The organism is Mycolicibacterium litorale (genome assembly GCF_010731695.1).
GTDB lineage: Bacteria > Actinomycetota > Actinomycetes > Mycobacteriales > Mycobacteriaceae > Mycobacterium > Mycobacterium litorale.
In genome coordinates this window covers 3,581,673-3,594,379 of record NZ_AP022586.1, presented here as the reverse complement: position 1 = coordinate 3,594,379, position 12,707 = coordinate 3,581,673, and the positions used below count along the sequence as shown (strand labels likewise).

The 12,707-nt window shown below is 67.3% G+C and carries 13 protein-coding genes; 12 read left to right on the top strand and 1 reads right to left on the bottom strand.

Annotated elements, in window-relative coordinates; genetic code table 11:
• Positions 1–3: 3 nt before the first annotated feature.
• Genes G6N30_RS17025 through G6N30_RS16975 form a run of 11 tightly spaced genes read left to right on the top strand, consistent with a single transcriptional unit; the run spans position 4 to position 10,398 of the window.
• Positions 4–861, top strand: a complete 858-nt coding sequence (locus G6N30_RS17025; RefSeq protein ID WP_134054765.1) for an ABC transporter permease — start codon at positions 4–6, stop codon at positions 859–861.
• Between the two features lies 1 nt (position 862).
• A complete protein-coding gene (locus G6N30_RS17020; protein ID WP_134054755.1) occupies positions 863–2,410 on the top strand; it encodes an MlaD family protein in 1,548 nt (515 codons plus the stop codon).
• The gene (locus tag G6N30_RS17015; RefSeq protein WP_134054753.1) at positions 2,407–3,462 is read left to right on the top strand and encodes an MlaD family protein; all 1,056 of its coding nucleotides are present in this window, start codon (positions 2,407–2,409) and stop codon (positions 3,460–3,462) included. The genes G6N30_RS17020 and G6N30_RS17015 overlap by 4 nt, the downstream gene beginning before the upstream one ends.
• On the top strand, positions 3,455–4,492 hold the full coding sequence (locus G6N30_RS17010) for an MCE family protein (RefSeq protein WP_134054751.1): 1,038 nt from the start codon (positions 3,455–3,457) through the stop codon (positions 4,490–4,492). Before G6N30_RS17015 ends, G6N30_RS17010 begins: the two co-directional genes overlap by 8 nt.
• Positions 4,489–5,604: an MCE family protein gene (locus tag G6N30_RS17005; protein ID WP_134054749.1), complete on the top strand. Its 1,116-nt coding sequence runs from the start codon at positions 4,489–4,491 to the stop codon at positions 5,602–5,604. Before G6N30_RS17010 ends, G6N30_RS17005 begins: the two co-directional genes overlap by 4 nt.
• Entirely contained in the window at positions 5,604–6,809 is a 1,206-nt protein-coding gene (locus G6N30_RS17000; protein ID WP_134054747.1) for an MlaD family protein, read from the top strand. The genes G6N30_RS17005 and G6N30_RS17000 overlap by 1 nt, the downstream gene beginning before the upstream one ends.
• Positions 6,806–8,056, top strand: coding sequence for an MlaD family protein (locus G6N30_RS16995; RefSeq protein ID WP_134054745.1), 1,251 nt, complete (start codon positions 6,806–6,808; stop codon positions 8,054–8,056). The genes G6N30_RS17000 and G6N30_RS16995 overlap by 4 nt, the downstream gene beginning before the upstream one ends.
• 26 nt (positions 8,057–8,082) lie before the next feature.
• On the top strand, positions 8,083–8,712 hold the full coding sequence (locus tag G6N30_RS16990; RefSeq protein WP_407664658.1) for an Rv1363c family protein: 630 nt from the start codon (positions 8,083–8,085) through the stop codon (positions 8,710–8,712).
• A gap of 1 nt (position 8,713) precedes the next feature.
• Positions 8,714–9,496: a mannan-binding family protein gene (locus G6N30_RS16985; RefSeq protein WP_134054741.1), complete on the top strand. Its 783-nt coding sequence runs from the start codon at positions 8,714–8,716 to the stop codon at positions 9,494–9,496.
• An 11-nt stretch (positions 9,497–9,507) separates the two neighbouring features.
• Complete coding sequence (locus G6N30_RS16980) at positions 9,508–10,095, top strand: hypothetical protein (RefSeq protein WP_407664657.1); 588 nt, start codon at positions 9,508–9,510, stop codon at positions 10,093–10,095.
• A 51-nt stretch (positions 10,096–10,146) separates the two neighbouring features.
• The gene (locus G6N30_RS16975; RefSeq protein ID WP_134054737.1) at positions 10,147–10,398 is read left to right on the top strand and encodes a DUF3253 domain-containing protein; all 252 of its coding nucleotides are present in this window, start codon (positions 10,147–10,149) and stop codon (positions 10,396–10,398) included.
• Between the two features lie 66 nt (positions 10,399–10,464).
• Here G6N30_RS16975 and G6N30_RS16970 read toward each other — a convergent pair whose 3' ends face one another.
• Positions 10,465–10,935, bottom strand: coding sequence for a YciI family protein (locus G6N30_RS16970; RefSeq protein WP_134054735.1), 471 nt, complete (start codon positions 10,933–10,935; stop codon positions 10,465–10,467).
• A 155-nt stretch (positions 10,936–11,090) separates the two neighbouring features.
• Here G6N30_RS16970 and G6N30_RS16965 point away from each other — a divergent pair, with 155 nt between their 5' ends.
• Positions 11,091–12,701, top strand: coding sequence for an amidohydrolase (locus tag G6N30_RS16965; protein ID WP_134054733.1), 1,611 nt, complete (start codon positions 11,091–11,093; stop codon positions 12,699–12,701).
• Positions 12,702–12,707 lie beyond the last annotated feature (6 nt).

Below are 12,707 nucleotides of genomic sequence, written 5' to 3'. Positions count from 1 at the left end.
CACATGGCCGTATCGACGTTCGCACCGACCCTGGTCGCCCCCGCGCTCCGGGTGTACCGCAGGGCCTCCGCACCGATCGTGCGGCTCGGCCACATGCTCGTCTTCTTCGTCCGGGCGGTGCAGGGAGTGCCGGTCGCGCTTCGCCAGTACCGTACCGAGTTCGTCCGCCTGCTGTCCGACATCGCTTGGGGTAATGGCTCGTTGGTCGTCGGCGGCGGTACCGCGGGGGTGGCCGTCGTACTCGGCATCACCGTCGGCGCGCTGGTGGGGATCGAGGGGTACAACTTCCTCGACCTGCTCGGGCTCGGACCCGCCACCGGGATCATCTCGTCACTGGTGAACACCCGCGAGCTCGCGCCGATCGCCGCGTCTCTGGCCTTTGCGACCCAGGCCGGGTGCCGGTTCACCGCGCAGCTCGGGTCGATGCGCATCGCCGAGGAGATCGACGCGCTGGAATCGCTTGGCATCCGGCCGGTCCCGTACTTGGTCACCACCCGGTTGATGGCGTCGGTGATCGCGGTGATTCCGCTCTACGTCGCCTGTCTCGCCGTGAGCTACCTGACCACCCAGTTCGTCGTCCAGATCATCAGCGGTGGCTCCACCGGCTCTTATCTGCACTACTTCACCCTCATGCTGGCAGGCCGCGACATCCTGTATTCCGTTGTCAAGACGGTCATCTTCGTGTGGATCGCCTCGACGGTCCAGTGCTACTACGGGTTCTACGCGACCGGCGGCCCGGTCGGCGTGGGAGTGGCTGCCGGACACGCGATGCGCGCCAGCATCACCGTCGTGATCATGGTCAACATGCTCCTGACCATGGCGTTGTGGTCGGTTGACGCCGGCGCGAGGTTCGGGGGCTGACGTGGCGAACTCCTTCGAACTGGACGGGCGCGGTCCCACCGACCGGCAACTGCTCGCCTGCGGGGCCGCACTGCTGGTCGTCGTCGCCCTCGTCTCGGCTGCATTGCTGGTCAAGTCGACGGGGCGGCTGGACGCCCACGTGCGTGTCGTCGCGGCGTTGGTCAACGTCGGTGACGGCTTGCCGCAACGGTCCGACGTCAAATATCACGGCGTGCTGGTCGGCGCGGTCACCGGTGTGACCCCCGCCCAGTACGGTGACCCGAACTTCGTGCACATCGATCTCAAACCCGAATTCGCGGCGTCGATCCCAGCGGGTGTGACCGCCCGTGTGGTGCCGAGCAACGTGTTCGCGGTGTCGTCGGTGCAACTGGTCGACCGCTCCGGCGGTCCGGCCATCGCGCCGGGCGCGCACATCCCCGAGGACACCGAACTGCCGACCGTGCTGTTCCAGACCACGATCAGCAAGCTGCGCGACATCCTCGCCGCAACCGGACGCGGCCGCGAAGACGACACCGTGGGCATCCTCGCCGCGGTGAACGCCGCCACACAGGGCCGTCGTGCCGAATTGCTCACCGGCGGTGCGCAGCTCAACCGGATCGTCGACGAGCTGGACCGCATCGTGGCCACCGAACCCGGCCCCACCACGGTCTCGGCCCTTGTCGACGCCACCCGCGGCCTGCAGCAGACAGCGCCGGAGTTGGTGGACGCACTGCACCAGGCGGTCGCCCCCATGCAGACGCTCGTCGAGCAGAGCGCGCAACTCACCACGCTCGTCAACGGCGGGATCCACACGGTCGGCAACACCCACACGGCGCTGGGCAATCACACCGACCGCATGGTGCGCATCACCCACGAGCTCACGCCCGTGCTCGGCAGCCTGGCCGACACCTCACGCCACTGGGTTCCTGCTTTCGTCAAGCTCAACGACCTGTCACGCAAGTTCTTCGACGAGGTGTGGATCCCCGAGCAGGACATCGGCAACATGCGCGTCAACCTGTCCTTCACGCCGACGTACTCCTACACCAGGGCGGACTGCCCGCAGTACGCCGGTCTCAAAGGGCCCAGCTGTTACACCGCCCCCCTGGTGCCGACGCGCGCCGAACTGCCGGACGTCCTGCTTCCGCAGAACTACCAGCCTCCCGCCGATCTGCGCCCTCCGCCCGGGACGGAGGTCGGCCCGAACGGCAACCTGGTCGCGGTGGGGCCGCCTCTGGTGAACCCGAATCCCGATCTGCGGGACCCGAATCCGCCGTTGCCGCCGTGGATGGCTCCCTCACCGCCGGTACCGGGGACGGCGAATCCCGCGCTGACCCCGGTGCCGCCTCCGCCGGTTCCGCTGTCTCCGCCGGCACCTGTCGCGCCCCGCCCCGGTGACCTGTTGCCCGCGGAGGCCGCACCCGCCGCCTTCGGCGGCAACGTCGGACCGGTCGGCAGCCGATACGAACTCGACCAACTCGGGTTGATCACCGGCGGCCGCGCCACGGTGGCCACTCAGCTGCTGCTGGGCCCGGTCGCGCGGGGCACCACGGTCAGTGAGGAGCAGCAATGAAATACCGCGGTGCGCTGGTGGGTCTGTCGCTCTTCATGGTCGTCGCCGTCACCTTGACCTGGCTGGTGTATGTCACGCTCCGGCGCGACGTGGCGGGGTCAACGGTGGCGTACGAGGCGATGTTCACCGACGTGTTCGGTCTGCGTGAGGGCGACGACGTCCGGATGGCCGGGGTACGCGTCGGCCGTGTCGAGACGATCGAACTGCAGGGCGGGCTCGCCAAGGTCGCGTTCGTGGTGCAGAGCGACCAGCAGCTGCTGGGTACCACGGTGGCATCGGTGACCTACCAGAACATCGTGGGACAGCGGTATCTCGGCCTGTCCCTCGGCAAGACGGGCGATCCCGTTGTACTGCAAGCGGGTTCGGTGATCCCGCTGGAACGGTCGGAGCCCTCGTTCGACGTGACGACACTGCTCAACGGATACGAGCCGTTGTTCAGCCTGCTCAACCCGCGCGACGCCGACAACCTGACCAAGGGCGTGATCCAGTCACTGCAGGGCGACGAGGGATCGATCGCCGCCCTGGTCAACCAGACCTCGCAGTTGACAGCGTCTTTCGCCGGCCGCGACGACGAACTCGGCGCGGTGATCACCGACCTGAACGCGGTGATGGGGAACCTCGCGCGCTACAACGACAGCCTCGATCAGGTGCTCACGCAGGCGCAGTCGGCGGTGACGACGTTCAACGGCAGGCGCCAGGAGTTGGTGGATGCGACGGGTTCGATGTCGCGGGTCGTGCGTCAGCTGTCGGTCATCACCGACGAGGTCTACCCGTCGCTGAACCAACTCGTCACCCGGGAACCCGGTTTCGCGCAGCACATGGTCGGCATCGAGCCGCAGCTGGCTTTCACCGGTGCCAATCTGCCGCTGCTGCTCAAAGGCTTCGCCCGCATCACCGGTGAAGGCGCCTACGCGAACGCCTACGCCTGTGACCTCAATGCCACCGGTTTCTTCCCCGGACTCAACGATGTCGTGCCGATCGTCGTCGACGCCGCCACCCCCGGCAACGATGCCCGCTACACCCCGAAGTGCAGGAACATGGCGAATGGCTGATGAGAAGAGAGTGGGCCGGCAACGGCTGGAGTCCTACCACGCGGCATGGCTGGGAACTGCGGCCATCGCCGTGGTCGTGGTGCTGATCGGGGCGATGCTGCTGGTCAAGTCGACCAACGCCGGCTACCGCACCTATACGGCGCAATTCCTGCAGGCCGCTGCGCTGCGGCCGGGCAACCCGGTGACCGTGGCCGGAATCCCCGTCGGCGAGGTGACGAGCATGGAGTTGGCCGGCGACCACGTCGTCGCCGACTTCACCGTCCGCGACGATGTCGCCCTCGGCGAGGACTCCAGGGCCGTCATCAAGGTCACCACCATCCTGGGCTCGCGATATCTCGCACTGGAGCCGGCGGGCGCGGGCGCGCTGGCCGACGCCAGATTCGACCTCACCCGCACCGAGGTCCCCTACGATCTGCAGGAAGCACTGACCGACGTGACGACCACCTACGAACAGGTCGACTCCGACAAGTTCGCCGAGACGTTGGCCATCCTCGGCCGGCAGATGCGGGACCTTCCGCCGCTGGTGCCCGAGGCGCTGGAGAACACCCACACGCTGTCGACCATCCTCGCCGAACGCCGCGACCAACTGGGCGAACTGCTCGAGACCACGGAGGTGGTCAGCGCCACGTTGCGGCGCCAGCAGTCGAACATCGCGAGCATGGTGAGGCAGGGCAACGACCTCATCGGTGAGTTCGTGATGCGGCGCGAGTCGTTCCGCGCCATGATGGCCGCGATCACCAACCTGGTCGAGACGTTGAGCGACATCGTGATCGAGGACCGGCCCGAGCTCGAGGCCCTGCTGGTCAACGTCCGTGAGCTCTCCGACATGGTCGGTCAGCACGACGATCTGCTGCGCAGCACACTGCAGTCCGGTCCGGTCGCGCTGCGCGGGCTCGCCAACGCCACCGGTTCGGGCAACGCGGTCGACTTCAACGCGGCCAGCGGACTGCTCGTGGATTCATGGATGTGCGCGATCAGCGGGCGCGCCAAACAGTTCGGCATGATCGAGTACTTCCAGGACTGCGAATGAGTATCAGGTCGAAGTTGGTCGGGCTGGCGATCACCGTGGTGGCAGTCGTGGTCGCGGCCGCTGCCGTCGGCTGGTCCTATCTCGGTGACCGGTTGAACACCATCGAGGTCACCGCGCAATTCGACAGCGTGGCAGGGCTTTACGAAGGAAACACGGTCGCTGTGCTGGGCATGCCGGTGGGCAAGGTCACCGAGATCACCCCCAAGGGCGGATACGTGGAGGTCGAGTTCTCGGTCGACGGTGACGTCGCGGTGCCCGCCGACGTCATGGCCGTGACGATCTCGAACTCGATCCTCACCGACCGGCAGATAGAACTCACCCCGCCGTACCGTGGCGGCCCCACGCTGCAGAACCACGACACCATCGGGCTCAATCGCACCAGGACCCCGGTCGAGTTCGCGCGAGTTCTCGACGTACTGGACAAGCTGTCGACGTCGCTGCACGGTGACGGCGAGGGCAACGGCCCGGTCGCCGACGTCGTCAATGCCAGTGCCGCGATCGCCGACGGCAACGGGCAGGCGATGAAGGACGCACTCGGTGAACTGTCGGAGGCGTTGCGGCTCAGCTCCGATCGTGGCGGCGTGACGCGCGACCAGCTGACCACGATCATCCGCAACGTCAGCACGCTCAGCCAGGCGGCCGCCGACAACGACACCACCCTGCGGGAGTTCGGTTCCACTGTGCGCCAACTCAGTCAGGTCCTGGCGGACGAGGACTTCGGTTCAGGGAGCACCGGCAGGAAACTCAGCGAGGTCATCGGGCAACTCGGAGAGGTGCTGCACACCCACCGCGATGCGATCAAACACATCGTGAACAACGGCAACACCGCACTCACCACATCGGTCGAGCATCAGCGCGACCTCGCCGAATTCCTCGATCTGACCCCGATGACGCTGGACAACATCTACAACGCGATCGACCGCACCAACGGATCGGTGCGTGTGCACGTGCTCACCGACAAGGTGCTCTTCGACACCCAGACGGTCAAGGAGATGTGCAACATGATGGGTCTGCGGCAACTCGGCTGCAGTACCGGCACCTTGCAGGACTTCGGCCCCGACTTCGGATTGAGTTACGTACTGGACGGTCTCGCGGCGATGGGGCAGAAGTGATGAGGCACCCGACAACCGCGCTGGCGCTGGCGGTGACGACATGCCTTTCGGTGCCCGGTTGTGCCGCTGAGGGTTTGGCGAGCCTGCCGTTACCGGCCCCCGGCGGTGGTTCGGCGGGCTACACACTGACCGCGGTGTTCTCCAACGCGCTCAACGTCCCCATGATGGCCAAAGTGAGGCTGGCCGGTGCCGACGTCGGCGAACTCGACTCGATGAAGGCGCGCAACTACACCGCGGTCGCCACCCTGCGCATCCGCGACGGTGTGCAATTGCCGAAGGGCAGCACCGCCGAGCTGCGGTCCGCGACGCCATTGGGCGACGTGTTCGTCGCCCTCGAACCACCGGCAACGGTGCCGGCGGGGACGGCGCTGCTGCGCGACGGCGACACCATCGGCATCGAATCCACCACGGCAGCTGCCACCGTCGAGTCGGTGCTCAGCTCGGCGGCGGTTCTCGTCAACGGCGGAGCGGTCCGCAATTTCACCAACATCATCAACGGTCTCGGCAAGGCCACCGGCGACCAAGGCCAGGCGTTCGGCGAACTGATCCGCAAGACCAACCACACGCTCGGCACACTCAACAGGCGTTCCGACGAGATCTCCACCGCGATGTCCGAGACGTCGCGGCTCGCCGGACAGTTGGCGGCCAAGAACCAGTCCCTCGGTGAGGTGATGGATGCGGCGGGCCCCGCCACCGACACCCTGGCCGCGCACACCGACCACGTCGCCGATCTCGTTCGGCAGGTGGGCGACACCGCCGAGATGCTGCGGAAGTTCCCGTCGATCGCGGGTGCCGACACCAGCGGACGCAGCGTCATCGCCGACGCCAACACGATCGCCGGCGCCTGGAACGACGTGGCGCTGGCGCCCGGTGCGGATCTGTACTCGCTCAACCGCTTGATGCCGCCGTTCGTCAAGTCGACCACCAGTAACGCGATCGCGGTACGGGTCAGCATCGACCGGCTGGTGCTGGGGTCCATTCCGGACATCGGATTCGCCGGGGACACCGGCCTGCACGGGCCCAAGAGGTACAACTGGCATCAGCTGGTCGGGTCCCTGCGGTACACCCTGCTGCGTTTGCAGGAGCGGGTGGTGGGTAAGGGGCCGGGGGTGCCGCAGGTGCCGGTGATCCCAAGTCCCACCGAACCGGGAGAGATCGTGCCCGCCCCGATCCCCGTCCCATCGCCGGGGGAGGCGCCGCGATGACCAACTCCGTCGCCAACCTCGTGGTCGCCGCCGCCCGCATCGGGCGCCGCCGCCGCATGTGGCTGTCGGCCGCTGCCCTGCTGGCGATGCTCGTCGTGGCGACGGCGTATGTGAGCCTCGGTGCGCTGCAGGTCAATCCGCTCGCCTCGAGCTATCGCGTGACCGTCGAGCTGCCCGCCTCCGCGGGTCTGCTGCCCAACCAGAACGTGACGATGCGGGGAGTGCCCGTCGGCCGCGTGGACCGGCTCGATATCACTCCCACGGGCGTCAACGCCGTGGTGAGCGTGGACTCGACTGTAGCTTTGCCGAAGTCCAGTGCGGTGCGCGTCTCCGGGCTCTCCCCAGCCGGCGAGCAGTACCTCGATTTCGTCGCCGACAGCGACGCCGGACCCTATCTCGGCGAGGGCAGCGTCGTCGCTCAGCGCGACACCACCATCCCGGTCGGTCTCGCCGATCTGCTCGCCCACGCCGACGGCGCACTCGCACAGGTCGACACGGCGAAGCTGGATCTGATCAAGCGGGAACTGAGCATGAGCGAGGCCGGACCGCAGAAGCTCGCCGACGTCATCGACGGCGGCACTTTCCTTCTCGGCACGCTGGATTCGGTGCTTCCGGAGACGAGCAGCATGCTGCGCACCAGCCGCGTGGTACTGACACTGGTCGCCGACAAGAACCCCGGCATCGATGCCGCGTCCGACAATCTGAGCGAGACCTTCGCCGGAGTCAACCGGATGCGAGACGGGTTCCGGACGCTGACCACACAGACGCCGACGACGCTGACCTCCGTCGACAACCTGTTCGTGGACAACTCGGAGACGATGGTGCAGTTGCTGGGCAGCCTCGCGTCGACGTCACAACTGCTCTACCTGCGCGTGCCGGCGTTGCACGCCCTGTTCCCGGCCCATCGCACCTCGGTGCTCGACGCGATCGGCAGCATCATGCACGACAACGGTCTGTGGGCGACCGGCGACATCTATCCGCGGTACTCGTGCGATTACGGCACACCCCGGCTGCCGCCGTCCTCGGCGGACTTCCCCGAACCCTCGATGTACACCTATTGCCGCGACGACCACCCGGGTGTCCTCGTGCGCGGGGCGAAGAACGCACCACGCCCCGCCGGTGACGATACGGCCGGGCCGCCACCGGGCGCCGACCTGGCACGCACCACCGACCCGACACCCCAGGGGCGCTACACGATTCCCACCCCCTACGGCGGCCCGACGCTACCGATCGAACCGCCCCGATGACCCCCCGACCACCGCAGCGTGAGGATATGACGATGTCCGTGACGACCGAATCCGAACTCGACGGGACCGAGAACGAGACCGAGGACGACACCGGCGCTCAGCCCGAGGAAGCCGGCGACGAGTCCGAGACCGCGGCCGCGCCCGAGAACGAGACCGTCGACGAGGAACCGAGCCGGCCCCGGCGCCGCCGGGCCCTCGCGATTGTCGCCGCGGTCCTGATCCTCGGCGGCTTCGCCACATCGGGTTACCTCGGCTGGCGGCTCTGGCAGGACCACCAGATCACCCTGGCCGGTGAGGAAGCCAAAGCGGCCGCCGTGCAGTACGCGCAGATCCTCACCAGCATCGACTCCGACAAGGTCGACGAGAATTTCGATCAGGTACTCGACGGAGCGACCGGCGAGTTCAAGGACATGTATTCACAGTCCAGCATGCAGCTTCGGCAACTGCTCATCGACAACAAGGCTTCGGCTCACGGCGTCGTCGTCGATTCGGCGATCCAGTCCGCCTCCGAGCACACGGTGGTCGTGCTGCTGTTCGTCGACCAGTCGGTGTCCAATTCCGCGGTGCCCGATCCGCGGATCGACCGCAGCAGGATCAAGATGACGATGCAGGATGTCGACGGCCGTTGGCGGGCAAGCAAAGTCGAGCTGCCCTGACATGCGGGCCGGCGCGCTCGCGGCGCTCACGGTGACGGCCGCCCTGATCGCGGCGCCGACCGCGTCGGCGTCGGCGGAATCGTTCTGTGGAGAACTCGGGGGAGCATGGAACGGGCGGTACTGCCACACCAGCGTGCAGCACGAGCGCAACGCGGTGCGCGACATCAAGGTCGCCATCCCCGCGGAACTGGTGGACGATCCCGTGGCAGGTCCCGCAGTGCGCCACTATCTCGCGACGCTGGTCGAGAGCTGGAGATCGGTGGGCGTGCGGATGGTCGCCGACAGTTTCGGCGAGGCCAACTATCAGATCTTCCGGCACGGTCCGGCGATGAGCGTTGTGTACCGCGAGACCTACCACGCCGACGGGCCGGACTTCAACAACGCCTACCGCACTTTCACGTTCGACATGTCAAGGGGCACAGAGCTACAACTGGCCGACCTGGTCAAGCCGGGAGTCGACCCGCTCACCGCGATTCCGCCGCTGGCCCACCCGTTCATCGTCGACGCTCTGGATGCGGCGCCGCCACCGCACCAGCCGGGCAGCTACCCGTTCGTCTCCGACCGGTGGACACCGGACAAGGTGTACTCCGGTGGATACAAGGCGTGGGCGTTGACCGCTGACGAACTGATCATCTACATGCCGGACTATCCGGTGGCGCGGGACTCGCCGACCGACTTCACCCCTGGCATCATGCAATGGTCGATGGACGGCGGTACGGTACAGGCACATATCCCACTCACGGCGTTGTCGCCGATTCTGCGGCCCGAATTCGGCGGTCTCTGAGGGTGTTCGGGGTGCGTGCGACGTCGGTGGGGGCAGCGTTGACGGTGTGGCTGGCCGTGACGTCGCCGGTGAGCCACGCCGAACCCGGCACCGGTGCGGCGCCGACGATGCCGGTGTTCACCCCGCGGCCGTCCGCGTGGGCACCCGACTACACCGTGTTTCCCTACAACCTGTGGCAAGCCCGCGTGACGCCGCAGCAGATCACCGCGCAACGCGAGGCGTGTCAGTGGTTCAACGCCCAGTACGACGAACTCATGGGTCAGGTCCACGGATTCCAGCGCTACCTCGGTGACCGCCACGACGACTGGCGGACGGTCGGGGTCAGCGAGGCCGGTGATGTCGTCGCCGCGAACCTCGACCAGTCCGCGGCTTTCCTGGATCCGCGGGCGCACACGCTGTTCATCGTCAACTACCCGGATCAGAGTGAGTATTCGCCGCTGTTCCACGGGGATTCGATATACCGGCTCTGGTACCAGTTCACCCAGCTCAGCGACAAGATCACGCGCAGGCTGCCGTCCGGTCAGATCAACGCCAACACAGCGACCGCGAACGTCTACGGCACCGTGATCCGGGATTCCGGGGTGTGCGAAGGCGCCTGACCGGCGTTGGCGCCCGTACGCTGGGCGGTGACGACGACGCCGGGAGGTGCGATGGGTTCCGCTGAGCGCGACCTGCGCACGACGATTCTGGAGATGGCCCGCCGCCGCGGTCCGTCGAGCAGCATCTGTCCGTCGGACGCCGCGCGGGCTGTCGGGGGAGACGGCTGGCGCGACCTGATGGACGAGGCACGGGAGTGCGCCCGCGAACTCGCGCGAGCCGGCGAGGTGGAGATCACCCAGAAGGGCGAGGTCGTCGATCCTGACGCGGTGTGGCGCGGGCCGATTCGTATCCGCACCCGTTAGTCGCGCTACCAGTCGCCCGCAGCCACCGGCGGGGCTTGACGCCCGCGCCGGTGACCGTTGCGGCGCTCAGCGACTCGTGAGCCTGTCGGCTTCCGCGCGGGCCTGGGCCGCGATCTTCTCGGCGAGTTCGGCCTTCCACTGCACTTCCTTCTGCACCCACGGGTTGTCCTGGGGGAACTCCTCGGTCTCCGAGACCCGCCGCACCTCGAGCTTCACACCGGGTCCCAGCGGCACCTTGCGCGCCCACTGTTTGGCTTCTTCCTTCGACGACACGTCGAGGATCCAGAACCCGTTGAACAGCTCCTTCGCTTCGGTGTAGGGGCCGTCGGTGACCACGGGCGGGTCGGAGTTGAAGTCCACGACGAAGCCGTCCTCGGGCCCGGTGAGGCCTTCACCGGCCAGCAGCACACCGGCTTTGATCAACTCCTCGTTGAAGCGGCCCATCGATTCGATGACCTGCTCGAAATCGATCTCCTGGTCGGCCATGGCCGCCTCGGCCTCCGGACCGACCCGCATGATCAGCATGTAACGCGCCATTGTCGTCTCCTTCTTTCAGTGGTGAAGGGGCACTCTCATCGTGCCCTCGCAATGACGTCGAATAACAGCCCCCGGAATCGACACGAACGACGAATTTCGTCGAAATTCCTCGTGGCTGACGGTAATGCGCAGGTCAGGGCATTAACATTCGGCCCATGTCCACGGCCGACCTCGTCCTGACCGGATCCGTGCTCACCGTCAACGAGGCCCAACCGACCGCGGAGGCGCTTGCGGTGGCCGACGGCCGCATCGTGGCCGTGGGGGACCGGGCCGATGTCGAATCGTGGATCGGGCCCACCACCGAGGTGATCGACGTCGGCGACGGGTGTGTGCTGCCGGGTCTGGTGGAGGCGCACGGGCATCCGCTGATGGAGGCGATCGCGCTGTCCGAGCGGATGGTCGACATCCGCCCGGTCACGATGGCCTGCGCCGACGCCGTCGTCGCCGCCGTGCACAAGGAGGTGGCGCGCCGCGGACAGCAGGGCGCCTACCTCAACGGGTGGGATCCGCTGCTGCAGAACGGCCTTCCGGAGCCGACGCTGGCGTGGCTGGACGGCATCGCGCCGGACAGCCCGCTGGTGATCCTGCACAACTCCGGGCACAAGGCGTTCTTCAACAGCGCGGCGGCCAAGCGGGCGGGGCTCACCCGCGACATCCCGGATCCGAAGGGCGCGCGCTTCGGCCGCGACGCCGACGGCGGCCTCGACGGGACCGCCGAAGAGGCGGCCGCGGTGTTTCCGCTGCTGGCCGGTGTGGTCTCGCCCAGCGACTACCCGTCGATGTTGATGGCGGAGTGTGCCCGCCTGAACCGCGCAGGCCTGACGACGTGCTCGGACATGGCGTTCGATCCGGTGTTCCGGCCGATGCTCGACGGTCTGCGGGGGGATCTCACGATCCGGCTGCGCACCTACGAGATCTCCAATCCGCAGATGACGAGCACCGCGCGGCCGGGTGACGGTGACGACATGGTGCGCCAGGTGGGCATCAAGATCTGGGTCGACGGGTCGCCGTGGATCGGCAACATCGACCTGACGTTTCCCTACCTCGACACGACCGCGACCCGGGTCATCGGCGTGGTGCCTGGCTCGTGCGGACACGCCAACTACAGCCGCGAACAACTCCGCGAGATCGTCGGCGCCTACTTCCCGCTCGGCTGGCCCATGGCGTGCCACGTCCAGGGCGACGCCGGCATCGACACGATCCTCGACGTGTACGAGGAAGTGCTGCAGGAGCATCCGCGGCCCGACCACCGGCTGCGCCTCGAACACGTCGGCGCCATCACCGATGCACAGTTGCAGCGCGCGCACGCGCTCGGCGTCACCTGCAGCGTCTTCGTCGACCAGATCCACTACTGGGGTGACGTCATCGTCGACGGATTGTTCGGCCCCGAACGGGGCAGCCGGTGGATGCCCTGCGGTTCGGCCGTCGCGACCGGTATGCGGATTTCACTGCACAACGACCCGCCGGTCACCCCGGAGGAGCCGCTGCGCAACATCAGCGTCGCGGTGACACGCAAGGCGCCGAGCGGGCGGGTGCTGGCGCCGGAGGAGAGGTTGACCGTCGACCAGGCGATCCGCGCCCAGACCCTCGACGCGGCCTGGCAGTTGTTCGCCGACAACGTGATCGGCTCGATCGAGGTCGGCAAGTACGGCGACCTCGTGGTGCTCTCGGCAGACCCGCGCAGCGTGCCGCCGGAGGAGATCGCCGAGCTCGAGGTCCGCGCCACCTACCTGGCCGGGCGTTGCGTTTACGCCAAACACGGCTGACAACCG